The organism is Streptomyces sp. NPDC053426 (genome assembly GCF_055585405.1).
Genome location: NZ_JBVJKE010000003.1, coordinates 436611 through 462475 on the forward strand (window position 1 = coordinate 436611; position 25865 = coordinate 462475).

The 25865-nt window shown below is 71.4% G+C and carries 29 protein-coding genes; 22 read left to right on the forward strand and 7 right to left on the reverse strand.

Annotated elements, in window-relative coordinates:
• Positions 1 to 27 precede the first annotated feature (27 nt).
• The 4 genes from dnaJ (at position 28) to ACZ62B_RS08960 (ending at position 4213) form a co-directional block, all read left to right on the forward strand.
• Positions 28 to 1209 (forward strand): molecular chaperone DnaJ, encoded by a 1182-nt coding sequence (gene dnaJ, locus ACZ62B_RS08945; protein ID WP_344559860.1) that lies wholly within the window; start codon positions 28 to 30, stop codon positions 1207 to 1209.
• A 6-nt stretch (positions 1210 to 1215) separates the two neighbouring features.
• Positions 1216 to 1665 (forward strand): heat shock protein transcriptional repressor HspR, encoded by a 450-nt coding sequence (locus ACZ62B_RS08950; RefSeq protein ID WP_344559859.1) that lies wholly within the window; start codon positions 1216 to 1218, stop codon positions 1663 to 1665.
• A gap of 277 nt (positions 1666 to 1942) precedes the next feature.
• Positions 1943 to 3049, forward strand: coding sequence for a sugar ABC transporter substrate-binding protein (locus ACZ62B_RS08955; RefSeq protein ID WP_344559858.1), 1107 nt, complete (start codon positions 1943 to 1945; stop codon positions 3047 to 3049).
• A gap of 132 nt (positions 3050 to 3181) precedes the next feature.
• Positions 3182 to 4213: a helix-turn-helix transcriptional regulator gene (locus tag ACZ62B_RS08960; protein WP_344559903.1), complete on the forward strand. Its 1032-nt coding sequence runs from the start codon at positions 3182 to 3184 to the stop codon at positions 4211 to 4213.
• Here the strand turns inward: ACZ62B_RS08960 and ACZ62B_RS08965 are convergent.
• Both ACZ62B_RS08965 and ACZ62B_RS08970 read right to left on the reverse strand, forming a co-directional pair.
• Positions 4176 to 5153, reverse strand: a complete 978-nt coding sequence (locus ACZ62B_RS08965) for a helix-turn-helix transcriptional regulator (protein ID WP_344559857.1) — start codon at positions 5151 to 5153, stop codon at positions 4176 to 4178. The two genes, ACZ62B_RS08960 and ACZ62B_RS08965, sit on opposite strands and share 38 nt — an antisense overlap.
• Positions 5150 to 6169, reverse strand: a complete 1020-nt coding sequence (locus ACZ62B_RS08970) for a helix-turn-helix transcriptional regulator (RefSeq protein ID WP_344559856.1) — start codon at positions 6167 to 6169, stop codon at positions 5150 to 5152. Before ACZ62B_RS08970 ends, ACZ62B_RS08965 begins: the two co-directional genes overlap by 4 nt.
• Before the next feature lie 105 nt (positions 6170 to 6274).
• On the opposite strand from ACZ62B_RS08970, the gene ACZ62B_RS08975 reads away from it, so the two are divergent.
• Together ACZ62B_RS08975 and ACZ62B_RS08980 are read left to right on the forward strand one after the other, a co-directional pair.
• Positions 6275 to 6487 carry a hypothetical protein gene (locus tag ACZ62B_RS08975; RefSeq protein WP_327379183.1) on the forward strand — a complete coding sequence of 71 codons (213 nt, stop codon included), beginning with the start codon at positions 6275 to 6277 and terminating at the stop codon, positions 6485 to 6487.
• Position 6488: 1 nt separating this feature from the next.
• Positions 6489 to 6824, forward strand: a complete 336-nt coding sequence (locus ACZ62B_RS08980) for a Rieske (2Fe-2S) protein (RefSeq protein ID WP_073933142.1) — start codon at positions 6489 to 6491, stop codon at positions 6822 to 6824.
• A 169-nt stretch (positions 6825 to 6993) separates the two neighbouring features.
• Here ACZ62B_RS08980 and ACZ62B_RS08985 read toward each other — a convergent pair whose 3' ends face one another.
• Positions 6994 to 7410 carry a pyridoxamine 5'-phosphate oxidase family protein gene (locus ACZ62B_RS08985; protein ID WP_344559855.1) on the reverse strand — a complete coding sequence of 139 codons (417 nt, stop codon included), beginning with the start codon at positions 7408 to 7410 and terminating at the stop codon, positions 6994 to 6996.
• Between the two features lie 128 nt (positions 7411 to 7538).
• Between ACZ62B_RS08985 and clpB the strand changes: the two genes are divergently transcribed.
• Together clpB and ACZ62B_RS08995 are read left to right on the forward strand one after the other, a co-directional pair.
• Positions 7539 to 10136: an ATP-dependent chaperone ClpB gene (clpB, locus tag ACZ62B_RS08990; protein ID WP_344559854.1), complete on the forward strand. Its 2598-nt coding sequence runs from the start codon at positions 7539 to 7541 to the stop codon at positions 10134 to 10136.
• 178 nt (positions 10137 to 10314) lie between these two features.
• Complete coding sequence (locus ACZ62B_RS08995; protein ID WP_030862980.1) at positions 10315 to 10845, forward strand: YbjN domain-containing protein; 531 nt, start codon at positions 10315 to 10317, stop codon at positions 10843 to 10845.
• Between the two features lie 70 nt (positions 10846 to 10915).
• Here the strand turns inward: ACZ62B_RS08995 and ACZ62B_RS09000 are convergent, their stop codons facing one another.
• Positions 10916 to 11608 (reverse strand): SCO4225 family membrane protein, encoded by a 693-nt coding sequence (locus ACZ62B_RS09000; RefSeq protein WP_469689561.1) that lies wholly within the window; start codon positions 11606 to 11608, stop codon positions 10916 to 10918.
• A 155-nt stretch (positions 11609 to 11763) separates the two neighbouring features.
• On the reverse strand, positions 11764 to 12201 hold the full coding sequence (locus ACZ62B_RS09005) for an ATP-binding protein (protein WP_344559852.1): 438 nt from the start codon (positions 12199 to 12201) through the stop codon (positions 11764 to 11766).
• A 178-nt stretch (positions 12202 to 12379) separates the two neighbouring features.
• Between ACZ62B_RS09005 and ACZ62B_RS09010 the strand changes: the two genes are divergently transcribed.
• The 5 genes from ACZ62B_RS09010 to ACZ62B_RS09030 all read left to right on the forward strand — a co-directional run bounded on the left by ACZ62B_RS09010 (position 12380) and on the right by ACZ62B_RS09030 (position 15283).
• Entirely contained in the window at positions 12380 to 13294 is a 915-nt protein-coding gene (locus ACZ62B_RS09010) for a helix-turn-helix domain-containing protein (protein ID WP_468889870.1), read from the forward strand.
• A complete protein-coding gene (locus ACZ62B_RS09015) occupies positions 13257 to 13388 on the forward strand; it encodes a DUF397 domain-containing protein (RefSeq protein ID WP_468889883.1) in 132 nt (43 codons plus the stop codon). Before ACZ62B_RS09010 ends, ACZ62B_RS09015 begins: the two co-directional genes overlap by 38 nt.
• A gap of 281 nt (positions 13389 to 13669) precedes the next feature.
• Positions 13670 to 14518: a hypothetical protein gene (locus ACZ62B_RS09020; RefSeq protein ID WP_468727323.1), complete on the forward strand. Its 849-nt coding sequence runs from the start codon at positions 13670 to 13672 to the stop codon at positions 14516 to 14518.
• 85 nt (positions 14519 to 14603) lie between these two features.
• Complete coding sequence (locus ACZ62B_RS09025; RefSeq protein ID WP_344559849.1) at positions 14604 to 14951, forward strand: hypothetical protein; 348 nt, start codon at positions 14604 to 14606, stop codon at positions 14949 to 14951.
• Between the two features lie 26 nt (positions 14952 to 14977).
• Positions 14978 to 15283, forward strand: coding sequence for a type II toxin-antitoxin system PemK/MazF family toxin (locus ACZ62B_RS09030; protein WP_469689619.1), 306 nt, complete (start codon positions 14978 to 14980; stop codon positions 15281 to 15283).
• A gap of 20 nt (positions 15284 to 15303) precedes the next feature.
• Here ACZ62B_RS09030 and ACZ62B_RS09035 read toward each other — a convergent pair whose 3' ends face one another.
• Positions 15304 to 16497 carry a pyridoxal phosphate-dependent aminotransferase gene (locus tag ACZ62B_RS09035; RefSeq protein WP_468727325.1) on the reverse strand — a complete coding sequence of 398 codons (1194 nt, stop codon included), beginning with the start codon at positions 16495 to 16497 and terminating at the stop codon, positions 15304 to 15306.
• Positions 16498 to 16562: 65 nt separating this feature from the next.
• Positions 16563 to 16787, reverse strand: coding sequence for a hypothetical protein (locus tag ACZ62B_RS09040; RefSeq protein WP_469689565.1), 225 nt, complete (start codon positions 16785 to 16787; stop codon positions 16563 to 16565).
• A 314-nt stretch (positions 16788 to 17101) separates the two neighbouring features.
• Here ACZ62B_RS09040 and ACZ62B_RS09045 point away from each other — a divergent pair, with 314 nt between their 5' ends.
• The 9 genes from ACZ62B_RS09045 to ACZ62B_RS09085 all read left to right on the forward strand — a co-directional run bounded on the left by ACZ62B_RS09045 (position 17102) and on the right by ACZ62B_RS09085 (position 25780).
• Positions 17102 to 17332, forward strand: a complete 231-nt coding sequence (locus ACZ62B_RS09045; RefSeq protein ID WP_344559845.1) for a hypothetical protein — start codon at positions 17102 to 17104, stop codon at positions 17330 to 17332.
• 369 nt (positions 17333 to 17701) lie between these two features.
• Positions 17702 to 18220: a DUF2617 family protein gene (locus ACZ62B_RS09050; protein ID WP_344559844.1), complete on the forward strand. Its 519-nt coding sequence runs from the start codon at positions 17702 to 17704 to the stop codon at positions 18218 to 18220.
• Positions 18221 to 18346: 126 nt separating this feature from the next.
• Positions 18347 to 20020, forward strand: coding sequence for a polyamine aminopropyltransferase (locus tag ACZ62B_RS09055; RefSeq protein WP_344559843.1), 1674 nt, complete (start codon positions 18347 to 18349; stop codon positions 20018 to 20020).
• 87 nt (positions 20021 to 20107) lie between these two features.
• A complete protein-coding gene (locus tag ACZ62B_RS09060) occupies positions 20108 to 20923 on the forward strand; it encodes an SRPBCC domain-containing protein (protein ID WP_469689568.1) in 816 nt (271 codons plus the stop codon).
• Between the two features lie 339 nt (positions 20924 to 21262).
• Complete coding sequence (locus ACZ62B_RS09065; protein ID WP_469689570.1) at positions 21263 to 22054, forward strand: aldose epimerase family protein; 792 nt, start codon at positions 21263 to 21265, stop codon at positions 22052 to 22054.
• A gap of 10 nt (positions 22055 to 22064) precedes the next feature.
• Positions 22065 to 22613: an orotate phosphoribosyltransferase gene (gene pyrE, locus ACZ62B_RS09070; RefSeq protein WP_344559840.1), complete on the forward strand. Its 549-nt coding sequence runs from the start codon at positions 22065 to 22067 to the stop codon at positions 22611 to 22613.
• A gap of 172 nt (positions 22614 to 22785) precedes the next feature.
• A complete protein-coding gene (fbaA, locus tag ACZ62B_RS09075) occupies positions 22786 to 23817 on the forward strand; it encodes a class II fructose-bisphosphate aldolase (RefSeq protein WP_344559839.1) in 1032 nt (343 codons plus the stop codon).
• Between the two features lie 62 nt (positions 23818 to 23879).
• Complete coding sequence (locus tag ACZ62B_RS09080) at positions 23880 to 25349, forward strand: MFS transporter (RefSeq protein ID WP_344559838.1); 1470 nt, start codon at positions 23880 to 23882, stop codon at positions 25347 to 25349.
• 17 nt (positions 25350 to 25366) lie between these two features.
• Complete coding sequence (locus ACZ62B_RS09085) at positions 25367 to 25780, forward strand: DUF3151 domain-containing protein (protein WP_344559837.1); 414 nt, start codon at positions 25367 to 25369, stop codon at positions 25778 to 25780.
• The last annotated feature ends 85 nt before the right edge of the window (positions 25781 to 25865 follow it).

The following is a 25865-nucleotide window of genomic DNA, read 5'->3' on the forward strand; positions in this document are numbered from 1 at the left end:
TGACGCAGGGAAGGAGGGACGTCGGGGATGAGCACCAAGGACTTCATCGAGAAGGACTACTACAAGGTCCTCGGCGTCCCCAAGGACGCCACCGAGGCCGAGATCAAGAAGGCGTACCGGAAACTCGCCCGCGAGTTCCACCCGGACGCCAACAAGGGCAACGCCAAGGCGGAGGAGCGGTTCAAGGAGATCTCCGAGGCGAACGACGTCCTCGGCGACCCCAAGAAGCGCAAGGAGTACGACGACGCGCGCGCCCTCTTCGGCAGCGGAGGCTTCCGGCCGGGGCCGGGCGCGGGCGGCGGCGGATCCTTCAACTTCGACCTGGGTGACCTCTTCGGAGGTCAGGCCGGCGGCCAGCAGGCGGGCGGCGGCTTCGGCGGCGGCCTCGGTGACGTCTTCGGGGGCCTGTTCAACCGGGGCGGCGCGGGCACCACGCGCACCCAGCCGCGGCGCGGCCAGGACATCGAGTCCGAGGTGACGCTCAGCTTCACCGAGGCGATCGAGGGCGCGACCGTCCCGCTGCGGATGTCCTCGCAGGCACCCTGCAAGGCCTGTTCGGGCACCGGCGACAAGAACGGCACACCGCGCGTGTGCCCGACCTGCGTCGGCACCGGCCAGGTGGCGCGGGGCTCCGGCGGCGGCTTCTCGCTCACCGACCCCTGCCCCGACTGCAAGGGCCGCGGTCTGATCGCGGAGGAGCCCTGCGAGATCTGCAAGGGCAGCGGCCGGGCCAAGTCCTCGCGGACCATGCAGGTGCGCATCCCCGCAGGCGTCAGCGACGGCCAGCGGATCCGGCTGCGCGGCAAGGGCGCGCCGGGCGAGCGCGGCGGCCCCGCCGGCGATCTGTACGTCGTCGTGCACGTCGGCGCCCACCCGGTGTTCGGCCGCAAGGACGACAACCTGACCGTCACGGTCCCGGTGACGTTCGCCGAGGCCGCCCTCGGCGGCGAGGTCCGGGTGCCGACGCTGGGCGGTCCGCCGGTCACGCTGAAGCTTCCGCCGGGCACGCCCAACGGGCGCACCATGCGGGCGCGGGGCAAGGGCGCGGTCCGCAAGGACGGCACCCGCGGCGATCTGCTGGTCACCGTGGAGGTGAGTGTTCCCAAGGACGTGTCGGGGAAGGCTCGTGACGCACTGGAGGCGTATCGCGAGGCGACCGCGGACGACGATCCGCGGGCGGAGCTGTTCCAGGCCGCGAAGGGAGCTTGATTTCAGATGGACGGCCGTCGACGCAATCCGTATGAACTGACCCATGACACCCCGGTCTACGTCATTTCGGTGGCGGCCCAGCTCTCCGGCCTGCACCCGCAGACACTGCGGCAGTACGACCGGCTGGGTCTCGTGTCGCCGGACCGCACGGCCGGCCGGGGCCGTCGTTACTCGGCCCGTGACATCGAACTGCTCCGTCAGGTGCAGCAGCTGTCGCAGGACGAGGGCATCAACCTGGCCGGAATCAAGCGCATCATCGAACTGGAGAACCAGGTCGCCGCCCTCCAGGCCCGTGCGGCCGAACTGGAGAACGCCCTGGACGGGGCGGCCGCGGCGATGCGGCAGCGCGAGGCCGCGGTGCACGCCTCGTACCGCCGTGACCTGGTGCCCTACCAGGAGGTGCAGCAGACCAGCGCGCTGGTGGTGTGGCGGCCCAAGCGGCAGCAGTCGGACTGAGGCGCCGGCCCGGAGTACCGCGAGAGGCCCGGAGGTTCACCGAACCTCCGGGCCTCTCGGCTTATGCACAGTTGCCTGTGTGACTATCGTATGGCTGCGTGTCCAGATGATTCTCGCCGGACGTCCGCGGGTCTCTCACGAGTTCGGCGCACCGTGCCGTGTCCATCTCGTTAAGTGGCCGACCTTGACTCCGGTGGGTGCTGAAGCGTTGGCTTTTCAGTCACATGGGCCGCAAAGCTGTGCCCACGTCCAAAACGCACCTGAAGTGAGCCCTCGCATGCGTCGTATCGCCATATCCGTGGCCGCCACCGCCATGTCCGTCACGCTCGTCGGATGCGGCGCGCTCAACGCGACGGGGAGCAGCGACGACGCGAGTCCGACCAAGGGCGACGACATCACCGTCGGGCTGCTGCTCCCGGAGAAGGGCAACACCCGGTACGAGCAGTTCGACTACCCCATCTTCAAGACGAAGGTGGAGTCCCTCACCAACAAGAAGGGCAAGGTCGAGTACGCCAACGCCGAGGCGGACGCCGGCAAGCAGGCCGACCAGATGCAGCAGATGATCGACGACAAGGTCGACGTCATCGTGCTGGACGCGGTCGACGCGCACGCCATCGCGGACGGCGTGCAGAAGGCCAAGGACGCGGGCATCCCCGTCATCGCCTACGACCGTCTCGCCGAGGGCCCGATCGACGCGTACATCTCCTTCGACAACGAGCTGGTCGGCGAGGTGCAGGGCCGTTCCCTGCTGGAGGCGCTCGGCGGCGAGGCGAGCATCACCGACAAGATCGTGATGATGAACGGCTCGTCGACCGACCCCAACGCCAAGCAGTTCAAGGCGGGCGCGCTCTCCGAGCTCAAGGGCAAGGTGACGATCGCCAAGTCCTACGACACCAAGGACTGGAAGGCGGAGAACGCCCAGGCCAACATGGCCGAGGCGATCGACGCGATCGGCGCGGGCGACATCGAGGCGGTCTACTCCGCCAACGACGGGATGGCGGGCGGCATCGTCAAGGCGCTCAAGGCCGCCGGCGTGACCGAGCTGCCCCCGATCACCGGCCAGGACGCCGAGCTCGCGGCGGTGCAGCGCATCCTCGTCGGCGAGCAGTACATGAGCGTGTACAAGTCCTACCCGGACGAGGCCGAGAACGCCGCCGAGATGGCCGTGGCCAAGGTCCAGGGCAAGGACATCCAGTTCGACTCGCTCACCCGCGAGCGGGTGGACAGCCCCACCGCCAAGGACATCCCGGCGCAGCTCGTGCCCGTGGTCGCGCTGACCAAGGACAACATCGAGGACACCGTGGTCGCCGACGGGATCTACGAGGTCTCGGACATCTGCACCGCGGAGTTCGCGGCGGCCTGCGAAGCGGTCAAGCTGAAGTAGCCGCCGACCCGTCGATATCCGGCCACCCGCCGGTCCCCCGACCGGCGCCGGACCCTGCCCGTGTTGCACAGCCGGTTCCGGCCGCGCATAGTTGCGCTGCGGAAAGTGGCTGAACCGGGGGTGGGATGGGCGATGGCCGGGCACGGGACGGACGGGCATCCACACGGTGCTGACCGACTGTGCGAGGCCGGGGATCGCGTGTATTCCCGGGCCGTACGGCGCGGACGGCTGCCGCGCCGGGACGCGGAGCCGGTGCCCTGCCTGCTGGAACTGGCCCTGCTGCACCCCGACCCCGACGACATGGACTGGCTCGTCCCCACCCCTCCGCAGGAGGTCATGACCCGGCTGCTGCGCGGGATGTACGACGAGGTGAACGCGAGCCGGCGCCGGGTCGGCTCGGCCGTCGAGGCCTTCGAGCGGTACGCCGGTCTGGGCCACCGGACGCCCGCCTCGCCGACGACGGCGGAGGGCCCGGCGATCCGGGTGCTGGACGGGCTCGCCCGCATCCAGGCCGCGATGGACGAGGCGACCCAGGCGTGCACCACCGAGGTGCTCACCGTCCAGCCCGGCGGCATCCGGCGCGAGGCGGAGCTGTCCGAGGGCCTGCACCGGGCGACGGCGCTGCGCGGCCGGGGCGTGCGCATGCGGGACCTGTACACGCACGTCGCCCGGCACGGGCACGGACTGCTCAGCTATCTGGAGCTGATGGGCGACGCGGTGGAGGCGCGCACCCTGGACGAGGTGATCGAGCGGCTGATCCTCTTCGACCGCACGGTCGCCTTCATCCCCGCCAACGCCGAGCGCACCATGGCGCTGGAGCTGCGCCACCCGGCGCTGGTGGAGTACCTGGGCACGGTCTTCGACCGGCTGTGGCGGCTCGCCATCCCGCTGACCGCCCCGCTGCCCGACACCGGCATCGAGGGCATCTCGCACCGGGAGCAGTCCATCGCGGCCCTGCTCGCGGAGGGCCACCAGGACGCGGTGATCGCGGAACGCCTCGGCATCAGCGTGCGGACCTGCCGGGCGCACATCGCCCGCCTGTCGGAGACGCTGGGCGCGGCCAGCCGTACGCAGCTCGGCGTCCGTATCGCCCAGGCCGGCCTGGACGGCTTCCGGCGCCCCGCCGTCACCGTCCCCGGTCGAGGATCCCGGACCGCCCGATGAGATAGCCGAGCTGCGCCCGGCTCCGGCTGCCCAGCAGCGCGGCGAGTTTGGCGATGTGGACGCGGGCGGTGCGGACGTTCATCCCGAGCCGGTCGGCCACGACGGCGTCGGTGTGTCCCTCGACGAGCAGTTCGGCGATGGCGCGCTGGCGGGGCGTGATGCCGTCGACGGAGGGCCGCGGGACGGTCTCCGGGTACATGGGGGTGGCCAGCCGCCACAGCTGGTCGAAGGTGGTGGCGAGGTATCCGACGATCGCCGGGTGCCGCATCTCCAGCGCCGTGGCGCGGTCGGCGCGGGCGGGGACGAACGCGACGGCGCGGTCGACGACGATGAGCCGGTCGGTGACCTCGTCCAGGCCGCGGGCCTCGACGTCGCCGTGCAGCCGCTCGTAGCGGGCGGCGACCCCGGGGGCGTGCCGCAGCGTGTGCTGGTACAGGACGCGGATCCGGCCACCGCGGCTGAGCAGTGCCTGGTCGCGCCGGATCGCCGGCTCGTCGGAGACCGGGGAGGCGCGGACGTACGTGCTGCGGGGCTGGATGGCGAGGAGTTCGGAGGCGTCGGTCATCGCCTCGTCGATGGCCTGGCCGATGCGTTCGCGCGTGGTGTGGAGCGTGAGCGCGGGTGCCGTCCGGGCGTCGTCGGGTCCGCCCGCCAGCAGCGGCGCGAACACCCCGGCCAGCCGCTCCTCCCGGCGCCGCTCGTCGGCGATCCGGTCGGCGGAGGCGCGCAGCAGGCGGTGCAGGCCGACGTGCGGTGCCACGGGCTCCCACGCGTCCGGATCGTCCACCGAGGGGTGCAGCAGGCCCAGGCCGGCCGGGCAGGGCACCGCCCGCGCCTCCAGGGCGCTCACCCGTCCCTCGCGCAGGGCGCGTTCGTACAGGGCGGCACCCGTGGCGCAGAGCTCCTCCGCCCCGTGCTCCGCGTGCGCCGGCGAGGTCACTGCGGTGTTCCCTCCTGGTGGAGGATCCCGGACTCCGCGATGAGGTAGCCGAGCTGGGCCCGGCTGCCGCTGCCGAGGGTGGCGGCGAGTTTGGCGATGTGGGCGCGGCACGTCCGCACGTTCATGCCGAGGCGGCGGGCGATGGCCTCGTCCACGTGGCCCTCCACCAGGAGCTTGGCGATGGAGTGCTGTATCTCTGGTATGCCGTCGGGCGCGGTCTCGTAGGGGGTGCCGGCGGTCAGCGGGACCGCGCGGTTCCACATGAACTCGAAGACCTGGCTCAGATAGCGGACGAGGCCGGTGTGCCGCAGCTCCAGGGCGACCTGGCGGTCGTCGCGCACGGGGATGAAGGCGACCGTCTCGTCGCAGATGATGAGGCGCTCCACCAGCTCGTCGATGGTGCGGTACTCCGCCCTGCCGTTGGCGAACTGCTCGACGTAGGAGAGGCGTTCGGGGTTGAACCGGGCGGTGTGCTGGTAGAGGGTGCGGATACGCACGCCGCGTTCGACGAGCAGCCGGTCGCGCTCGAACCCCTGGAGCAGGCTGCGTTCGGGCCGGTGCCCGCTCGGCTGGACGGTGAGCATCTCCGTCCGGCACTGGGCGGTGGCCAGGTCCAGCGCGCTGTTGATGCGGTCGTTGCCCTCGAGCACCGTGATCGAGTGGGTGGGCGCGATCTCCTGGGCGCTCAGGGACATGAAAGGCTCGAAAGTGTCGGCGAGTTCTATCGACAGGCGCCGGCGTTCGGTGATCTCCCGTTCTATGGGGCTCAACCGCTGGGAGAGCGCGATGGAGGGGAGCACCGGACGCAGCCACTGCGCGTCGTCGGGGTCGGGATGAAGGAGGGCGAAGTCCATCAAGCAGGGCGCGGGCTCCACGTCGGCGCGGGCGATACGTCCCGCGCGGAGGGCATTCGCGTACAGTCGCACCCCCTCCTCGCACAGCTCGGTCACCGCGTGAGGATGTGCCGCCTTGGTCTGTTTCGTTCCCAAATCTCCACCCCACAGGGTCCTGAACATGCAGGAACATGATGCACCGATCGTGTGGCCATGATGTGCCCGAATGAGCCATCGTCGTACTGGACGGGGGACAGAGGGGACCTTCAAGTGAGGACGAAGCCGACTATGAGTAAGAAAATGCTTCGCTCGGTGCTTGTCGCCGCCTTCTCCGTCGGTGTGGCCTTCGGGATAGCGGGCGGCCTCTCCGAGGCGAAGGTGGACGTCAGAGCGGACAGCGTGTGGCCGCCGATCGTCGCGCCGATCGTCGCCGAGGACGCGGTCATGGCCGACAGTGTGTGGGCCGGCCCCGCGCGTACGGATGACAGCGTGTGGGCTTGACATGACTACTCCACCCGACGACCGCTCCTTCCGCCGGGAGATGGCGACCGCCTACCGATCCGGATGGCACTTCATCGACCTGGTCACCGCCATCCCCCACAGTGGTGACTCGTTGATGGTGACCGTCTTCGGTGAGCCGGTCGTCGTCACCCGCGACGAGGACGGGGACGTACGGGCGTACCGGTGCCTGCGGCGGCCCAGGGGGGCACCGAAGCCCGTACGGTGTGCCATCCGGTACGGAATGATCTTTGTGAACCTGGACCAGCGGGACCATCGGCAGGTGGAGTCGGACTCCCCTGTCCCCCGGACCATCTCGGCCACCCCCCGCAGTGCCTGACGCGATTCCCCCGTCGTAAAAGATCGCGCAGGTGCTTCCCCCCGCAGCGGCGTCACCGTGACCTGAACACGGTGACGCCGCTGCAGTTTTCCGGGACATTTCCGGGTATCGACCCGATCGAGCGATGGCCGGAAGCCATCGCTCGGCGGTGCGAACGGCGTCGCTCGCCTCACCCGCGCCCCATCGCGCGCGTGAGCGCGATCTCGATGACCACCCGCGACGGATTCGGCCGCGGCGTCCGTCCGTAGCGCTCCGCGTACCGCCGCTCCGCCTCGGCGACCCGCTCCGGCTCCGTACGGACCACCGCCCGCCCCTCCAGCGTCGCCCACCGCCGGCCGTCCACCTGGCACGCCGCGACGAGGGCGCCCCCGTCCCCGGCCGCCAGCACGTGCCGCACCTTCGCGCTCGACTCGTTCGCGACCACCCGGGCGAGGCGCGCCTCCGGGTCGTACGTCACCGCGACGGGTACCACGTGCGGGGTGCCGTCCGGACGGAGGGTGGTCAGTGTGCACAGGTGCTTCTCGCGCCAGAAGCTGAGATACGACGCGTCCGGATCGCCCGGATCTACCGAGTACGAGGTGGCCATGGACCGGAACTTAGCCCCCGTCGCACTCCCGCCCAACACCTTGAGTGGAATAGACTCAAGTTTGTGTACGCTGACCGAGTCAGCCGCGAAGGCCGCTGAAGGGTCACCGCAAGGAGGAGAACGGACACGTGGACGCCGAGCTGACCAACCGGAGCCGGGAAGCGATCCAGGCCGCGGGCAACCGGGCCGTGACCGAGGGGCACCCCGACCTCACCCCCGCCCACCTGCTGCTCTCCCTGCTCGCCGGGCAGGAGAACGAGAACATCACGGACCTGCTCGCCGCGGTCGACGCCGACCAGGCCGCCGTACGCTCCGGGGCCGAGCGCGTCCTCGCCGGCCTGCCGAGCGTCACCGGGTCCACCGTCGCACCGCCCCAGCCCAACCGTGAACTGCTCGCCGTCATCGCGGACGCCCAGTCCCGCGCCCGCGACCTCGGCGACGAGTACCTCTCCACCGAGCACCTCCTCATCGGCACCGCCGCCAAGGGCGGAGCCGCCGGCGAGGTCCTCACCCGGCAGGGCGCCACCGCGAAGAAGCTCCAGGACGCCTTCCAGAAGGCGCGCGGAACACGCAGGGTGACCACCGCCGACCCCGAGGGCCAGTACAAGGCGCTGGAGAAGTTCGGCACCGACCTCACCGCCTCCGCCCGCGAGGGCAGGCTCGACCCCGTCATCGGACGCGACCAGGAGATCCGGCGCGTGGTGCAGGTCCTGTCCCGCCGCACCAAGAACAACCCGGTGCTGATCGGCGAGCCCGGCGTCGGCAAGACCGCCGTCGTCGAGGGCCTCGCCCAGCGCATCGTCAAGGGCGACGTCCCCGAGTCGCTGAAGAACAAGCGGCTCGTCGCCCTCGACCTCGGCGCCATGGTCGCCGGCGCAAAGTACCGCGGCGAGTTCGAGGAGCGCCTCAAGACCGTCCTCGCCGAGATCAAGGAATCCGACGGCCAGATCATCACCTTCATCGACGAACTCCACACCGTCGTCGGCGCCGGCGCCGGCGGCGACTCCGCGATGGACGCCGGCAACATGCTCAAGCCCATGCTCGCCCGCGGCGAACTCCGCATGGTCGGCGCCACCACCCTCGACGAGTACCGCGAACGCATCGAGAAGGACCCGGCCCTGGAGCGCCGCTTCCAGCAGGTGATGGTCGCCGAACCGACCGTCGAGGACTCCATCGCCATCCTCCGCGGACTCAAGGGCCGCTACGAGGCCCACCACAAGGTCCAGATCGCCGACAGCGCCCTCGTCGCCGCCGCCACCCTCTCCGACCGCTACATCACCTCCCGCTTCCTCCCCGACAAGGCCATCGACCTCGTCGACGAGGCCGCCAGCCGCCTCCGCATGGAGATCGACTCCTCGCCCGTCGAGATCGACGAACTCCAGCGCGCCGTCGACCGGCTGCGGATGGAGGAAATGGCGATCGGCAAGGAGACCGACGCCGCCTCCCGCGAACGCCTGGAGCGCCTGCGCCGCGACCTCGCCGACAAGGAGGAGGAACTGCGCGGCCTCAACGCCCGCTGGGAGAAGGAGAAGCAGTCCCTCAACCGGGTCGGCGAACTGAAGGAGAAGCTCGACGAACTCCGCGGCCAGGCCGAACGCGCCCAGCGCGACGGAGACTTCGACACCGCCTCCAAACTCCTCTACGGCGAGATCCCGGGGGTGGAACGCGACCTGGAGGCCGCCTCCGAGGCCGAGGAGGAGGCCGCCAGGGACACCATGGTCAAGGAGGAGGTCGGCGCCGACGACATCGCCGACGTCGTCGCCTCCTGGACCGGCATCCCCGCCGGCCGCCTGATGGAGGGCGAGACCCAGAAGCTGCTCCGCATGGAGGACGAACTCGGCAAGCGCCTCATCGGCCAGACCGAGGCCGTGCGCGCGGTGAGCGACGCCGTACGACGGTCCCGCGCCGGCATCGCCGACCCCGACCGCCCCACCGGCTCCTTCCTCTTCCTCGGCCCGACGGGCGTCGGCAAGACCGAGCTGGCGAAGGCCCTCGCCGACTTCCTCTTCGACGACGAGCGGGCGATGGTCCGCATCGACATGTCGGAGTACAGCGAGAAGCACTCCGTCGCCCGCCTCGTCGGCGCGCCCCCCGGCTACGTCGGCTACGAGGAGGGCGGCCAGCTCACCGAGGCCGTCCGCCGCCGCCCCTACAGCGTCGTCCTCCTCGACGAGGTCGAGAAGGCCCACCCCGAGGTCTTCGACATCCTGCTCCAGGTCCTCGACGACGGCCGCCTCACCGACGGCCAGGGCCGCACGGTGGACTTCCGCAACACCATCCTCGTCCTGACCTCCAACCTGGGCAGCCAGTACCTGGTCGACCCGGTGACCACCGAGACGGAGAAGAAGGAGCAGGTCCTGGAGGTGGTCCGGGCCTCCTTCAAGCCCGAGTTCCTCAACCGCCTCGACGACCTGGTCGTCTTCTCGGCCCTCACCAAGCCCGAACTGGCACGCATCGCACGACTCCAGCTCGACAGCCTGGCCCGCCGCCTGGCCGAGCGCCGCCTCACCCTGGACGTCACCCCCGACGCCCTGGCCTGGCTCGCCGAGGAGGGCATGGACCCCGCCTACGGCGCCCGCCCCCTGCGCCGCCTGGTCCAGACCGCCATCGGGGACCGCCTCGCCAAGGAGATCCTGGCCGGCGAGATCAAGGACGGCGACACGGTCCGCGTGGACCGCTTCGAGGACGGGCTGCTAGTGGGCCCCGCCACCGGCAAGTCACTCTGAGTGACGATTCCGTTTCCGGGCCCGATGTCCCCTCCCCGGGACGTTGGGCCCGGCCCGTACCGGGTACCCCGGCATTGACCGGATCGAGTCAGCTCACGGCTGACAGGCCCGTCGGGGCTTGCCACCCCCCTCCCCGCATGGGGGAGGATGGCGGGATCCGTACGAAGGGAAATTCACGGTGACCATCGACCCGTCCTCGATTCCGAATTTCGGGGGCCAGCCCGAGCCGCAGCCGCAAGGACCGGCGGGCCCCGTCGTCCCGGATCAGGACCTCGTGAAGCAGCTCCTCGATCAGATGGAGCTCAAGTACGTCGTCGACGACGAGGGTGACCTCGCGGCGCCGTGGGAGCAGTTCCGCACCTACTTCATGTTCCGTGGCGAGGGCGACCAGCAGATCTTCTCCGTCCGGACGTTCTACGACCGGCCGCACCAGATCGACGAGAAGCCCCAGCTCCTCGAGTCCGTCGACGACTGGAACCGGCGCACGCTGTGGCCCAAGGTCTACACCCACACCCACGACGACGGCACGGTCCGTCTCATCGGTGAGGCCCAGATGCTGATCGGCATGGGCGTCAGCCTGGAGCACTTCGTCTCCTCGACGGTCAGCTGGGTGCGGGCCGCGATCGAGTTCGACAAGTGGCTCGTCGAGCAGCTCGGCCTGGAGCAGGAGATCAACGAGACGGACGACAAGCCCGAGGACGACGAGTAGTCCGTCCTCAGGCATGGCGTGACGAGAGCCCGGTCCGGACAGCCACTGTCCGGACCGGGCTCTCGCGTGCTCACCTCCCCGCGGGGCGGGCCCTCAGCCTGTGTGCGAGCAGGCCGATCAGTACGGCGTTGACCAGTCCCGACAGGACCACCCCGGCGGAGAAGACCAGTGAGCTCAGCCAGGCGGGCGAGGAGTACTCCACGGGCGCCGTCACCAGCAGGGCGAGGAAGCTGAGCGGTGCCGCGGCCATGACGGGCCACATCCCCGCGAACCCCGGGTCCTGCGACACGAACACGGCGTACAGGAAGAATCCCAGCGCCACCGCGACCACGGTGAGATAGCCGCGCGCGAGCCAGTTGTCCACGGCGGGCGCGAGCAGGGCCCGTGGGGCACGCGGGGCCCGTGGGGCACGCGGGGTCCGTGGGCGAGGACGTGCGGAGGGGGCCCGGTCCGACTTCCTGGCGAGGGCGCCGAGCGCGGCGGCGTTCACGAGGGCGCACAGGAGGGTCCACGCGAACCAGAGGCCGGTGGCCAGCGCCTCGACCGGCGGGCTTCCCTCGGTACCGGGCCCGAAGGGGAAGAGCACGGGCAGGAAGGAGAGGGGCGCCGTGAGCAGCATGGGGATCATGGCGTAAGGGCTCTCCGGGAAGAGGAACATGACCAGGACGCCGAGGGCGAACACGGTCAGATAGCCCCGGGCGAGCCAACCGTCCGTGGCGAGCACGGGAAGTCGCCGCAGACGTGAGCTGGGGGAAGTCGGCATCGAAGGCCCTTCAAGCCGGTACGGGTCGGTCATCACCACAGTGACCTGGATGGCTCGTTCCGGCATGAGTACGGCTACTCACCGGCGGGGCGACGGCACCTAGTCCACCGAAGGCGCCTCGCCCCTACGCGACTTCGGCGTGGACGGGCCGGCTCTCACAGGTGAGCCGGCCCCTCCGTGGACACCTCCGCCCACATCGTCTTGCCCAGGGGGCGGCGAGGCGCCGACCCCCAGCGCACCGCCAGGGCCTCCACCAGGAGCAGCCCTCGACCGGACTCGCCTTCGGGACACGACGAGGGCGCGGACGCGGGCGGCAGCCTCGTGGCGGCGGCGTCCGCCACCTCGACCCGCACCAGGCCCGCCGCCGGGTCGAGGGCGAGCCGCAGGCCGAAGTCGTGTCCGGGCACCCGGCCGTGCAGCACGGCGTTCGCGGCGAGCTCACCGACGACGAGGGCGATCGCGCACGACACGTCCGACGCGGGCGGGTGCCCCCACGCCTCCATGCGGCGAACGGCGAAACGCCGGGCGAGCCGCGCACCGCGTGGTGAGGAGGTGAACTGCGCGGCAGCCGAGGTGGTCGTTCCTGTGAGCACGGCTTGGTCCGTCCTTCTCTGTCGAGCCCGGGTCGTCTCGTGGCGTATACGAGTCATCACATTCCGTACCCAAGCTTCGTCCGATCGCCCTACGCTCAACAGAGGGCGCAGTATTACCTTTCAGGCCATAAGGAACGGAAGTGACGCTTTGGCCAACGCAATTGACCCCAGTGCGTCGATGGCGGCGCTGTTCGGTACACGGGTGCGCAAGCTCCGTACGGCGGCCGGACTCACCCAGGCCGAACTCGGCGCCAGGACACACGTGGTGGGCACGCGGATCACGCAGATCGAGCGGGCGTCCGGTGCGAAGCCGACGCTGGAACTGGCGCGTGCGCTGGACGCGGCCCTGGGTGCGGACGATCTGCTCGTCGAGCTGTGGCCGTACGTGTACCGGGAGGCGTTTCCGGACTGGTCGCGGAAGTTCATGGAGTACTCGGAGCGGGCGGTGGACGTCCGCGAGTACGCGGCTCATGTGGTCCCTGGCTTGTTGCAGACCGAGGCATACGCACGAGCTGTGCTGAAAGTCGGTCGAACGCTCGCCAGCGAAGAGCAATTGGAAGAGCGGGTCAGTGCTCGTATGGGGCGGCAGAAGCGCCTCGGTACGCCTGATCGCCCCGAGTTGTGGGTGGTCCTCGACGAGGCGGTTATCAGGCGTCCGGTCGGTGGCTGGCCGGTGATGTGCGAGCAGTTGGAGTGGCTGCTCGGAACTGCGAAGGAGTTCCACACCACCGTGCAGGTACTGCCGTTCGACCAGGGCGAGCACGAGGTCATGGGCGGCTCACTCACGGTCCTCACCTTGTCGGACGGCTCGGAGGTCGCCTACGCGGAAGGCGCGCACTACGGCCAACTCATCGAGGATCCGGACGAGGTGAGGCGGTTCTCCCTGACCTACGATCGGCTGCGGGCGGCAGCTCTGCCCCCGCTCATGTCGCTCGACATGATCCGATCCGTGAGGGAGGACAACCACCATGGAGCGAAGGTCCCGTCCCGATCTGAACGGCGCCGCCTGGCGCAAGAGCAGCTACAGCAACCAGGAGGGCGGCAACTGCGTGGAGGTGGCCGACGGGTTCCCGGCCGTCGTCCCCGTCCGTGACAGCAAGGCCCCGCACGGTCCGGTGCTGTGCTTCGAAGGCGCTTCCTGGGCCGCGTTCATAGGCGAGTTGAAGGCAGAACACCACCGCCTCTGAGCCGGCCGGGCCCCGGTCGCCGTCCGCCTTCCGGGCCGACCGGGCCCTTGTCCACGAGGGTCCGGTCGGCCGCTGACCTCCCCAAAGAACCGGGAGAAAGAACTACCCGCCCACCCACCCTCCCCGCCGAAAAGCCCGCGTCACCCGTCCGAGTGACCGGCTTGCAGGTGCGGAATGCGGGCGGTTACGTTCGCCGCAGCAACCGCGAACAAATGCGGCCCCCGCCCAGGATTGCCGTCCTGGAACGAGGGCCTGACCGACCAGGAAGTCGACCCTTCCCAATGGCTGACTCGCAGTCTAACGCGCGCCTGCGCGCCGATGCCGGAGCATCGACCTCCGGCGTGATTCACGTACGCACCCGCCTCACCGCCGACTTCACCGTGATCTCCAACGCCCTCGCCCAGCGGCGCGGCAGCGCGGTCACCATCGGCGTCGCGGTCTACATCGCCTCCCTCCCCGACGGCACTCCCGTCAGCATCGCCGCCCTGTGCGAGCACTTCACCGAGGGCGAGATCCTCATCTCGCGGGCCCTGCGCGAGCTGGAAGCCGCCGGGTACCTGGAACGCCGCCGCGAGCGCCTGTCCACCGGGCAGATCCGCACCCGGACCTACTTCTACGACGTACCGGACGGGCCGCCCGGACCACCTGCCCCGCGAGGACCCCGGAAGCGGACCGCCACCGCACCGGCCACGGCCGTGCCGGAGACGCCACAGCCCGTCGACACGGAGCCGGTGCCGTCCCTCGCCGATGCCGACCCCCAGGCCCTCGCCGTACTCACCGCACTGTGTCGGGTCGACCCCCGCCTCGTCCTGTCCGTACAGGAGGCCGCACGGCTGGCGCCGGCCGTCTCCCGGTGGCTCGCGGCGGGTCTGGGAACGGTACGGATCGTCAAGCTGCTGACCGAAGGCCTCCCCGATCACTTCCTGACCCGCCCGGCGGGCATCCTCGCCTACCGCCTGCGCGAAACACCCCTGCCCGTCCCGCCCCTCCCGTCGGCACTCCGTGACGAGCGCCCCGCCGTCCTCCCCTTCCAGACCTGCGACGGCTGCGACAAGGCGTTCCGCGCACCGGAACCCGGACACTGCCGGGACTGCCGAGAGCGTGGGAAGGGCCTGCCTACCGCCGCCTGAGTCGACGATGCGGGACGCTTGACCAGCTCGGACACGAGGACAACACTGGATGTACTACATTTGTCATACGCGAGGGGAGGCAGGAATGACCTCGAAGACCGAGCGGAAGACCCACGCCGCGGACACCACGACCAGGAAGCGGACCTCGCAGACGCGCCGGAAGCAGGGTGACAGCGGCGCGACCAGCGTGGCTCAGGTACGGCTGCGCCCGGATGAGATGGCGGATCTGCAGCAGGTGATGCGGACCCTCCAACTGCACTCGCTCTCCGACGCCCTGCGCGAAGGGCTTCGCCTGCTCTCCCGCGAAGCGACCGAGGTCGCAGCCTCTCAAGAGATCCGCGATTTCTACCGTGGTGCCCAGGCTCCGACTCCTGAGGGCGTTGTACCCGCGACAGCGGACGAACTGGCGGCAGCGGACGAGACCGAGTGGTGAACACCGGCTTCGCACTGCGGGGTGAAGTGTGGGGGTGTGCCCTCCCTGGCCCCATCGGACCGCACCCCGTGGTCGTCCTCACGGTGAACCGGATCGCCGAACCGCTGCCGGCGCTGACCGTCGCCGTGATCACCGGAACATCCGGCCCGGCATCCACCCACGTCCCGGTCGGTCCCGACTGCGGAGTGACCAAGTACGACGAGTCGTACGTGAACTGCACCGATCTGCACACCGTGGACAAGCCGAGGCTACGCCGACGTCTCGGCTTGCTGGCGCCGAGCGAGATGCGGCGTGTGGAGGAGTGCGTTCGCGTGATCCTTGGGCTGGCGTAGTCACCGGAGACGGTTCTCGTTCAGCGGGCTCCGGCGGCCTTGAGACGGCGGGCGGCCTCCTCCAACACGGACTGCTTCTTGCAGAACGCGAAGCGGACGAAGGGGGCGCCCATCTCGTGGTGGTCGTAGAAGACCGACGTGGGGATGGCGACGACGCCCGCGCGTTCCGGGAGGGCGCGGCAGAAGGTGATGCCGTCGGTTTCGCCCAGGGGGCGGATGTCGGCGGTGATGAAGTAGGTGCCGGAGGGGCGGTGGACCGTGAGGCCCGCTTCCTCCAGGCCGGCCGCCAGGACGTCGCGCTTGGACCGCAGGTCGTCCCGGAGTCCGGTGAAGTACGACTCGGGGAGGGCGAGGGCTTCGGCGATCGCGTACTGGAAGGGGCCGGCGGAGACGTAGGTGAGGAACTGCTTGGCCGAGCGGACGGCCGTGACCAGTTCCGGGGGTGCCGTGATCCAGCCGACCTTCCAGCCGGTGAACGAGAACGTCTTGCCGCTGCTGGAGATGGTCACCGTGCGGTCGCGCATGCCCGGGAAGGTGGCCAGGGGGATGTGTTCGGCGTCGTCGAAGACCAGGTGTTCGTAGACCTCGTCCGTGACGACGAGCAGGTCGCGTTCCACCGCCAGCTCGGCGATCGCCGTCAGCTCCTCGCGGGTGAGGACCGTGCCGGTCGGGTTGTGCGGGGTGTTGATCAGGAGCAGGCGGGTGCGGTCGGTGACGGCGTCGCGCAGTTCGTCCAGGTCGAGGCGGAAGCGGCCCTCGTGGGGGCGGAGGGTGACGGGGACGCGCCGGCCGCCGGCCATGGCGACGCAGGCCGCGTAGGAGTCGTAGTACGGCTCCAGGGCGATCACCTCGTCGCCGGGCTCCAGCAGCGCGAGCAGGGCGGCCGCGATGGCCTCCGTGGCGCCGGCGGTGACCAGGACCTCGGTGTCGGGGTCGTACGAGAGGCCGTAACGGCGTCGCTGGTGCGCGGCGACGGCGGTGCGCAGTTCGGGGATGCCGGGGCCCGGCGGGTACTGGTTGCCGCGGCCGTCCCGCAGGGCCCGTACGGCGGCCTCCCTGACCTCCTCGGGGCCGTCGGTGTCGGGGAAGCCCTGGCCCAGGTTGATGGATCCGGTCCGCAGGGCCAGGGCGGACATCTCGGCGAAGATCGTCGTTCCGAACTCGGCGAGCCGGCGGTTCAGGAGAGGGCGCGCGCTGGAGGTCATGGCGGTCATCCTGCGCCGAAGCCCCGGGGTTCCTCAACCCGCCTTCGCGGGTGGGTGTCCGCCGGGAGGGCGGGTCAGGGGGCGAGGCACGACACCCCGGGCAGCTCGGCCGGGGCGAGGAGGGCCGCCGGGTCGCTGAGGACCGTCGGGTCGACGAGCGCGGTGGCGGCGGCGGGAGCTTCGGTCAGGCAGGCGACCACCGCGGCGGGGTCGGCCACCGCGGTGGCGGGAGCCGTCGCGGCCATCGCGCCGGCGGTGGCGAGCAGGACCGGGACGACCAGGCGCAGGGCAACGCGCATGAGGGATTCTCCGTTCTCTTCGGCACGCGGGCATCTCGGGACACCCGCACGGATGGATAACCCGTCGTGCCGGGCGGGGCCACATGTCCCACCCCAACGGCGGAGGCCACGGACCGGCCCGGTGTGATCCGAACGGTCCCCGGACTTCCCTTTCACGCAGGTCAGAAGTGGTTTCTCCGACAGGACCCTCAGAAGTTCCTCAACTCTGCTTTGGGCCGCACGGGTGGAGGGCATCTCCCGGTCACACGCGTGAGCGAGGCGCCCACGGGGGGCCGCTTCGGGGGATCACGGGGGAACGAAAGGAGGGTGACGCCATGGTCATCGGCATCATCCTGGTGGTGCTTCTCGGGCTGCTGATCGCGGTCGTGAGCGCGGCGCGCAGGCCCGCGCGGCGGGTGGGCGCCGTCCGTCGCGGCAGGGGCCGCGACAGCTGGTGGACGGGCGACGGCGGAGGCAGCGGCGGGGGATCGTCCTGCGGTGGTGGCTCGTCCTGCGGAGGCGGGTCGTCCTGCGGGGGCGGCGGATGCGGTGGAGGAGGCGGCTGACACGGGGCAGCCCGCCTCCGCATCGGGGGATGACGTATCCGCGACAGCGGGGTCCGCACCTGGGGCGGGCCCCGCTGTGCCGTTCCCGGGGCGCGGTTCACCGGCGTACGCCGTCACCTCGGGGCGCACGCCGAGGTTGAACAGTTGAGCTGGGGAGCCCCCCAGGGGATGGAAAGGCCACGAAGTTGGGTAAAAACGCTGTGGTGGCACCACAGTTCATGATTGCCTATAAATCACCGACGCAGCCCTCGGGCTCCCCGCGGATCCTTCTTCCGGCCGGGCGACCGGGCTGACGGGCCGAGTCCCCCGGCGCGACCGGGGTGCGCGACCTCCTGTCTTCCTCTCCTTGTGTGCCAGCGGAGCCGATCCATGCTCACGACCCTGAACACCTCCTATTCCGACACGCGCGCGGCCGACCTCGCCTGGGCCCTGGGAAGCGAGCCGCTTCCCGCGCTGGCCACCCTCGATCTCGAACTGGCCGGAAGAAAGGTTCAGTTGAGACTGCTCGGCGCGTCCCACCAGGTGCTGCTCGAGGAGGAGTGGGGCCTCTGCTCGGAAACGGTGGCGTGTATTCCGGGCAGTAGTACGCCGCTTCCGCTGGGCGTGGCCAAGCGGGTGGACGACTGGGAGTACGAGTTCGCCGCCCGGGTGGAGATGCTCTCCCCGGGATCCTTCGCGGGCCGCGCCCAGGAGTTGCTGGCCCTGGTCTCCGACCATCCGCAGGGCCTCGCCGGGGTCTTCCCCGGCAGTCCGCACGCGTTCACGGCGATGCTCGCCCAGAGCCATGAGGGCCAGGTGCACTGGCGGACCTGGCACGCCTACCCGCAGGACGGGCAGCTCGTGGCGACGCGGACGAGGGTGGGGATGCGGGTGAGGTCGGCGGTGTGAGACCGGACGGGAGCCCAGGGCCGGGACCGTGGAAGCCGTCGCCCGTACCAATATCGGGCAGGCGTAAACAAAGACCACACGTGTGGGTGACGTTGTGCGGTGGAGGCGTAACGTAACGTCGCTGGAGTGATCGAACCGCAGGCCCCCGCACCGCCCGGCTCCGCGCAGTCCTGGGACGGGCCGGGCGGCCCCGGCGGTGACGCGGGGAGCGCGCTGCGGCTGCCGGTGCGGCAGGGCACGGGGAGGTTCCTGGTCCTCGCGGGCGTGTTCGTCTGTGCGGCCTGCGGACTCGTGTACGAGCTGGAACTGGTCGCGCTGGCCACGTACTTGATGGGTGACTCGGTCGCCCAGACGTCCGTCGTGCTGTCCGTGATGGTCTTCGCGATGGGCATCGGCTCCCTCGCCGCGAAACGGCTGCGGCGGCACGCGGCGGCCGGGTTCGGCGCCGTCGAGGCGGCCCTCGCCCTCGTCGGCGGGTGCAGTGCGATGGCGCTGTACGCCGTGTTCGCCTGGACGGGTGACTGGGGCGGCGTGTGGGCGAGCGGCCCGCGCGCGCTGCTGGTCGCCTTCTCCCTCGCCACCGGGCTGCTGATCGGGGCCGAGGTGCCGCTGCTGATGGAGCTGATCCAGCGGATCCGCCGGCAGGACGCGGGCGGCGCGGTCGCCGACCTGTCCGCCGCGGACTACGTCGGCGCGCTCGTCGGCGGGCTCGCCTTCCCCTTCCTCCTCCTGCCGCTGCTCGGCCAGTTGACCGGCGCGCTGATCACGGGGGCCGTCAACGCGGTCGTGGGCGGGGCGCTGGTGCTCGGGCTGTTCCGGCAGGACCTCACCCGGCGCGCCCGCCGGCTGCTGGTCACCGCCAACGTGTGCGTGCTCGCGGTCCTCGCCTCGGCCGCCGTCCTCGTCGACGACTTCGAACGGGCCGCCCGGCACGCCATGTACGGCTCCGACGTACGGGTGGCCCTGCGGACGGACGTCCAGGAGGTGCTGCTCACCGGCGGGCGGGACGGGCGGCCCCTGAACCTGTTCCTCGACGGGCGGCTGCGGGTCAGCGGCCGGGACGAACTCCGGTACCACGAGGCGCTGGTGCACCCCGCCATGCACGGGCCGCACGCGCGCGTGCTCGTCCTCGGCGGCGGTGACGGGCTGGCCGTCCGCGAGGTGCTGCGCCACACCGGTGCGCGCCGGGTCGACGTCGTCGAGATCGACGCGGGCGTGGTGCGGCTGGCCCGCCGCGACCCGGCGCTGTCCGCGCTGAACGCGCACGCCCTCGACGATCCACGCGTACGGGTGACCACCGCGGACGCCTTCGACTGGCTGCGCGGGGCGCCCCGGGCGGCGTACGACGTCGTCGTCTCGGATCTGCCGCATCCCGGGATCACCGCGAGTACGAAGCTGTACTCGCAGGAGTTCTACGGGCTGGCCCGGCGGGTGCTGGCGCCCGGCGGGCGGCTCGTGGTGCACGGGGGTGCGGTGGCGACCCGGCCCCGCGACTTCTGGACGGTGGACTCGACGCTCCGCGCGGCGGGACTCCGTACCGCCGCGTACCGGGTGAGCGGCCGGCGGGCCGGTTTCGCCGCCGGGCCCGACCGGGGGGCCACGGCCACCGCCCACGTCCACCGCGACTGGGGGTTCGTACTGGCCGCCCGGAACGTTCCGGAACCACGTCTCGACCCCGCCGGGCCGCGTCCGCGCACGCTCACCGACGCCTCCCTCGCGGCGGACGTCCGGGCGGCGGAGCGCACCCGGGTCACCGGTCTGCCGCCGTCCACGCTGGTGCACCCCCGGTACACCGGCTGAACCCCTTTACTACGTTCCGTGCCGACGCGCCGCGACTTCCCGTCGACGGGGGTGCGGTCCGCCGCCGCGTGGGTAGGCTCCGCAGTCATGGAGCACGAGGTGTTCGTTCCGGCCGAGGCGGAGCGGCTCAGGGAGGTGCTGGACGACCCCGCGCGGGTCGCCCGGGCGGTGCCCGGGCTCCAGCACGACGCCGGGGCGGATCCCGTCGCCGGACGGCTGAAGATCCGCGTGGGCGGCCACTCCGTCACCTATCGGGGGGCCGTGCGGGTGTCCGCGCGGGACGACGGCTCCTATGCCGTCGAGGGTGATGCGGCGGAGGCCCGCGGCAGCGGCTCGGTGAAGCTCGCGCTGCGGTTGCGGCTGCGGTCCGTGGAGGGCGGTACCGCTCTCACGATCGAGGGGACGGCGACGGCCGACGGCCGGGTCAAGGACTTTCCGGCGGACGCGGTGGCCTCCGCGGTGGCCCGCCTGCTGAACCGCTTCGCGGAGAATCTGGGGGTCGACGCGGCGGAGCGGGGATCGGGTGAGCCGGAGTCGCCCGAGCTGTTGTCGACGGGGGACTTCGAACCGCAGGCGACGACCGACTTCGACACCACGCCGGACGCGGACGACGCGCCGCCGCCGCCGTCGCCGTCGTCGTCCGTCTTCGACGTGGAGGTTCCGCCGTCCTCCCTCGACGAGGGGGACGACGACTCCGTCGCCGAGGCGGCGCATGCCCGGCGGACGATGATCGGCCGCAGTGCGGAGGAGGTGGACCACGCCCCGCCGCGCGGGCGCTACGCGCCCGTTCCCGCACCGCAGACCGTCGCCTCCGGCACGCCCCTGCGGTGGGCCGCGCCGGCGGCGGCGCTGGCGGTGGCCTCGGCGGTCGTCGCGATCAGAGCGCTCCGTCGACGTCGCTGAGGTGGTGGGGGTTACGCAGCCCGGCGTTTGCGGGGTGCCGTCGCGCCCACCCGTGCCGCCCTGCGGCACGACTGCCCGCGGGAACGCCGTAGCTGCGGCAGTCGCATGCCCGCGGGAGCGTCGTAGTCGCGGGCAGGCGTGTGTCCGCGGGAACGCCGTAGCTGCGGGCAGTCGTGTGTCCGCGGGAACGCCGTAGCTGCGGGCAGTCGTGCCGCTGGGGCGGCACGGGTGGGCGCAGCGGCGCCCGGCGAGCGCCGGTGAGCGAGATCGGGCCCCGCCCAGTGGCGCGACCGCCCGCGGTCGACGGCGCGCTCTTGATCGTCCCAGTAGGGTCGTCGCGTGAGTAACGGAGACATCACGCTGACCGCGGGTGACGCGGAGGTGACCGTGCTGCCGGGGAACGGCGGGCGGGTCGGAGGACTGCGGGTCGGAGGCGTCGAGCTGTTGCGGCAGGGGGAGCGGTTCGGGTGCTTCCCGATGGTGCCCTGGTGCGGACGGATCCGGGACGGGCGGTTCCGGGACGGCGCGGCCGTGCACCAGATGCCGCTCAACGCCCCGCCGAACGCCATCCACGGCACCGCCCGCGACGCCGCCTGGCACACCGCCCGTACGAGCACCGACGAGGCCGTGATGACGTACGACCTCGTCGAGCCGTGGCCGTACTCCGGGCGCGTCACCCAGCAGATCGCGCTGACCGGGGACTCCCTGACGCTGACGATGAGCGTGGAGACGTACGAGTCGTCCTTCCCGGCGCAGATCGGCTGGCACCCGTGGTTCAACCGCAGCCTCGGCGGCGGCGAGGACGTGGAGATCGACTTCGCGCCCGCCTGGCAGGAGGAGCGCGGGGACGACCATCTGCCGACCGGGCGGCGCGTCGACCCGAGGCCCGGGCCGTGGGACGACTGCTTCGGGATGCCCGGCGGCGTCGACGTCACCCTCACCTGGCCGGGGCGGCTGGAGCTGAAGGTGACCAGCCGCGAGGAGTGGGTCGTGGTCTACGACGAGCAGCGCGAGGCCGTGTGCGTGGAGCCGCAGACCGGGCCGCCGAACGGGCTGAACACCCACCCGCGCCTGGTCACCCCGCTGGAGCCGCTGGAGGCCTCGACGACCTGGACCTGGACCCGCCTCTAAGCTGGCTGTCATGAGCGAAGTACGCGGCGCGCTGCTGCAGCAGATCAAGGACAAGGCCGTGGTGCACGGCAAGGTGACCCTCTCCTCCGGTCTGGAGGCCGACTACTACGTCGACCTGCGCCGCATCACCCTCGACGGCGAGGCCGCCCCGCTGGTCGGGCAGGTGCTGCTGGACCTGACCGCGGAGCTGGAGTTCGACGCGGTGGGCGGGCTGACCATGGGCGCCGACCCGGTGGCGGCGAGCATGCTGCACGCCGCCGCCGCACGCGGCCGGAGGCTGGACGCCTTCGTCGTCCGCAAGGCCGCCAAGGCGCACGGGCTGCAGCGGCGCGTCGAGGGCCCGGACATCAAGGGCCGCCGCGTCCTCGTCGTCGAGGACACCTCCACCACCGGTGGCTCCCCGCTCACCGCCGTCGAGGCCGTGCGCGAGGCCGGCGCGGAGGTCGTGGCCGTCGCGACGATCGTCGACCGGGCGACCGGCGCCGCCGAGAAGATCCAGGAGGGCGCCGGGGTGCCGTACCTGTTCGCCTACGACAAGGACGAGCTCGGCCTCGACTGAGGCCGCGCCGGCCCGCCGGGTCCGGCATCCCGCCGCATAACGACTTGACCTGCGCCGTCGACCGGCCGGACAAGTCTGGGAAGATGGCCCCGACAATGACGTCGCATCCAAGGTTCCAGGTCAGGGCCGACCGTACGCAGTACGCCACACCGCACGCATAAGGAGCGGACAGATGCCCATCGCAACTCCCGAGGTCTACAACGAGATGCTCGACCGGGCGAAGGCGGAGAAGTTCGCCTACCCGGCCATCAACGTCACCTCGTCCCAGACCCTGCACGCGGCACTGCGCGGCTTCGCCGAGGCGGAGAGCGACGGCATCGTCCAGATCTCGACGGGCGGCGCCGAGTTCCTGGGCGGCCAGCACAAGAAGGAGATGGTGACCGGCGCGGTCGCGCTCGCCGAGTTCGCGCACATCGTCGCCGAGAAGTACGACGTCAACATCGCCCTGCACACCGACCACTGCCCGAAGGACAAGCTCGACGGGTACGTCCGCCCGCTGCTCGCGCTGTCCGAGGAGCGCGTCAAGGCCGGCCGCAACCCGCTGTTCCAGTCCCACATGTGGGACGGCTCCGCGGAGACCCTCGCCGACAACCTCTCCATCGCCCAGGAACTCCTCGAGCGCGCCCGCGCCGCGAAGATCGTCCTGGAGGTCGAGATCACCCCGACCGGCGGCGAGGAGGACGGCGTCACGCACGAGATCAACGACTCCCTCTACACCACGGTCGACGACGCGGTCCGCACCGCCGAGGCCCTCGGCCTCGGCGACAAGGGCCGCTACCTGCTCGCCGCGTCCTTCGGCAACGTGCACGGCGTGTACAAGCCGGGCAACGTCGTCCTCCGTCCCGAGCTGCTGAAGGAGCTCAACGAGGGCGTCGCCGCCAAGTACGGCAAGCCGGCCGGCTCCCAGCCGTTCGACTTCGTCTTCCACGGCGGCTCGGGCTCCACCGAGGAGGAGATCCTCACCGCGCTGGAGAACGGCGTCGTGAAGATGAACATCGACACCGACACCCAGTACGCGTTCACGCGTCCGGTCGCCGACCACATGTTCCGCAACTACGACGGCGTCCTGAAGGTCGACGGCGAGGTCGGCGACAAGAAGACCTACGACCCGCGCACCTGGGGCAAGCTGGCCGAGGCGTCCATGTCGGCCCGCGTCGTGGAGGCCTGCCGGAACCTGCGCTCCACGGGCACCCGCCTCAAGTGACACCTCTTGGAGTGTGAGCCCGGTACCGCACGCGGTGCCGGGCTCTTCCGTATGCTCGCCGCATGCCCGACGTCCGGCTGTCCTCCCCGCAGGGCAAGTGGATCCTGCTCACCACGGTCCTCGGCTCCAGCATGGCCCTGCTGGACTCGACCGTGGTCAACGTCGCCCTCCCGCGCATCGGCCGCGACCTCGACGCCGACCTCGCCGCACTCCAGTGGACCGTCAACGCCTACATGGTCACGCTGGCCGGGCTGATCCTGCTCGGCGGGGCGCTGGGCGACCGCTTCGGACGGCGGAAGGTGTTCGTCGTCGGCGTGCTGTGGTTCGCGGCGGCCTCCCTGCTGTGCGGCATCGCCCCGAACGCCGGCGTCCTCATCGCCGCCCGCGCCCTCCAGGGCGTCGGCGGGGCGCTGCTCACCCCCGGCTCCCTCGCCCTCATCCAGGCATCCTTCCACCCCGACGACCGGGGCCGCGCGGTCGGCCTGTGGTCCGGCTTCGGCGGCATCGGCGCGGCCGTCGGCCCGTTCGTCGGCGGCTGGCTGGTCGACGGGCCCGGCTGGCGCTGGGTGTTCCTGCTCAACGTGCCGCTCGCCCTGCTCTGCGCCCCCATCGCCGTGCGCCACGTGCCGGAGTCGGCGGGCGGGAAGGCCGAGGGCCGCTTCGACGTCCTCGGCGCCGCGCTCGGCGCGATCGCCCTCGCCCTGGTGACGTACGCGCTGATCGAGGCCGACGAGGGGTCCCTCGTGGTCGCCGTCTCCGCCGTCGCCGGACTGGCCGCCGCGGTCGCCTTCGTCCTCGTCGAGAAGCGCCGCCCGCACCCGATGATGCCGCTCGACATCTTCGCCTCCCGCCAGTTCTCGGCGGTCAACGTGGTCACGCTGTGCGTGTACGCGGCGTTCGGCGGGTTCTTCTTCCTCGCCGCGCTCCAGCTCCAGGTCGTCGTCGGCTGGTCCGCCCTCGCCGCCGGTACGGCGCTGCTGCCCACGACCGCCCTGATGCTGCTGCTCTCCGCCCGCTCGGGCGAGCTGGGCGACCGGATCGGCCCGCGCGTCCCGCTCACCGTCGGACCGCTGCTGTGCGCCGCCGGGATGCTGCTGATGCTGCGCGTCGGGCCCGGTGCCTCGTACGCCGCCGAGGTGCTGCCCGCGCTGCTGGTGCTCGGCCTCGGCATGGTCACCCTGGTCGCGCCGCTCACCGCGACGGTCCTCGCCTCCGTGGACACCACGCGGGCGGGCCTGGCCAGCGGCATCAACAACGCCGCCGCCCGCGCGGCCGGTCTGGTCGCGGTGGCCGCGCTGCCGCTGCTCGCCGGGATGGGCCCGGAGGCGTACCGGCTCCCCGACGCCTTCGACGACGCGTTCCGGCGGGCGATGGTGCTGTGCGCGGCCGTCCTGGTGGTGGGATCCGCCATCGCGTGGGCGACCGTACGCCGCCCGGCACCCGACTGCAAGCACCCCGAGTGCCACACCCACGGCAGCGTGGCGGTGCCCCCGCTGGAGGCGGGGGAGGAGGACGGCAGCCGGCCCCGCTGATGTACGAGACTGGACCCATGTCGATTCACGAGAACCTCCTCGGGGGCCCGCCCCCGACCCACCTCCCCGACGACCCGGGCCCGCGCGAACTGCTCGCCTCCGGCGCCACGCCCGCCGACGTCGCCGCCCGTTACCCCACCTCGTCGCTGGCCTGGGCCCGGCTGGCCGACGAGGCCTTCGAGCGGGGCAGCGTCGTGGAGTCGTACGCGTACGCCCGTACGGGCTACCACCGCGGACTGGACGCGCTGCGCCGCAACGGCTGGAAGGGCCACGGCCCGGTGCCGTGGGAGCACGAGCCCAACCGCGGCTTCCTGCGCGCCCTGCACGCCCTCGCCCGCGCCGCGCAGTCGATCGGTGAGCAGGAGGAGCACGAGCGCTGCTCCCAGTTCCTGAAGGACTCCTCGCCGACGGCGGCCCAGGTCCTGGGCTGACCGGCTGACCTGTGATGTCTCCGGGGCCCGTCCGTGAGCGGGCGGGCCTTGCGGTCGTGGGGGACGATTGCGCAGGATGCACCGT

Bases quoted from the DNA above. Each gene is read 5' to 3' on its own strand.
- ACZ62B_RS08970 (WP_344559856.1), bottom strand. From the start codon at position 6,169: ATGTTCAGGACCCTGTGGGGTGGAGATTTGGGAACGAAACAGACCAAG.
- ACZ62B_RS09010 (WP_468889870.1), top strand. From the start codon at position 12,380: ATGGCGGCGCTGTTCGGTACACGGGTGCGCAAGCTCCGTACGGCGGCC.
- ACZ62B_RS09020 (WP_468727323.1), top strand. From the start codon at position 13,670: ATGGCTGACTCGCAGTCTAACGCGCGCCTGCGCGCCGATGCCGGAGCA.
- ACZ62B_RS09080 (WP_344559838.1), top strand. From the start codon at position 23,880: ATGCCCGACGTCCGGCTGTCCTCCCCGCAGGGCAAGTGGATCCTGCTC.
- ACZ62B_RS09050 (WP_344559844.1), top strand. From the start codon at position 17,702: ATGCTCACGACCCTGAACACCTCCTATTCCGACACGCGCGCGGCCGAC.
- ACZ62B_RS09025 (WP_344559849.1), top strand. From the start codon at position 14,604: ATGACCTCGAAGACCGAGCGGAAGACCCACGCCGCGGACACCACGACC.
- ACZ62B_RS08960 (WP_344559903.1), top strand. From the start codon at position 3,182: ATGGCCGGGCACGGGACGGACGGGCATCCACACGGTGCTGACCGACTG.
- ACZ62B_RS09045 (WP_344559845.1), top strand. From the start codon at position 17,102: ATGGTCATCGGCATCATCCTGGTGGTGCTTCTCGGGCTGCTGATCGCG.
- dnaJ (WP_344559860.1), top strand. From the start codon at position 28: ATGAGCACCAAGGACTTCATCGAGAAGGACTACTACAAGGTCCTCGGC.
- pyrE (WP_344559840.1), top strand. From the start codon at position 22,065: ATGAGCGAAGTACGCGGCGCGCTGCTGCAGCAGATCAAGGACAAGGCC.
- ACZ62B_RS09085 (WP_344559837.1), top strand. From the start codon at position 25,367: ATGTCGATTCACGAGAACCTCCTCGGGGGCCCGCCCCCGACCCACCTC.
- ACZ62B_RS09000 (WP_469689561.1), bottom strand. From the start codon at position 11,608: ATGCCGACTTCCCCCAGCTCACGTCTGCGGCGACTTCCCGTGCTCGCC.
- ACZ62B_RS08975 (WP_327379183.1), top strand. From the start codon at position 6,275: ATGAGTAAGAAAATGCTTCGCTCGGTGCTTGTCGCCGCCTTCTCCGTC.
- ACZ62B_RS09060 (WP_469689568.1), top strand. From the start codon at position 20,108: ATGGAGCACGAGGTGTTCGTTCCGGCCGAGGCGGAGCGGCTCAGGGAG.
- ACZ62B_RS08950 (WP_344559859.1), top strand. From the start codon at position 1,216: ATGGACGGCCGTCGACGCAATCCGTATGAACTGACCCATGACACCCCG.
- ACZ62B_RS09035 (WP_468727325.1), bottom strand. From the start codon at position 16,497: ATGACCGCCATGACCTCCAGCGCGCGCCCTCTCCTGAACCGCCGGCTC.
- ACZ62B_RS08985 (WP_344559855.1), bottom strand. From the start codon at position 7,410: ATGGCCACCTCGTACTCGGTAGATCCGGGCGATCCGGACGCGTCGTAT.
- ACZ62B_RS09040 (WP_469689565.1), bottom strand. From the start codon at position 16,787: ATGCGCGTTGCCCTGCGCCTGGTCGTCCCGGTCCTGCTCGCCACCGCC.
- ACZ62B_RS08980 (WP_073933142.1), top strand. From the start codon at position 6,489: ATGACTACTCCACCCGACGACCGCTCCTTCCGCCGGGAGATGGCGACC.
- fbaA (WP_344559839.1), top strand. From the start codon at position 22,786: ATGCCCATCGCAACTCCCGAGGTCTACAACGAGATGCTCGACCGGGCG.
- ACZ62B_RS08955 (WP_344559858.1), top strand. From the start codon at position 1,943: ATGCGTCGTATCGCCATATCCGTGGCCGCCACCGCCATGTCCGTCACG.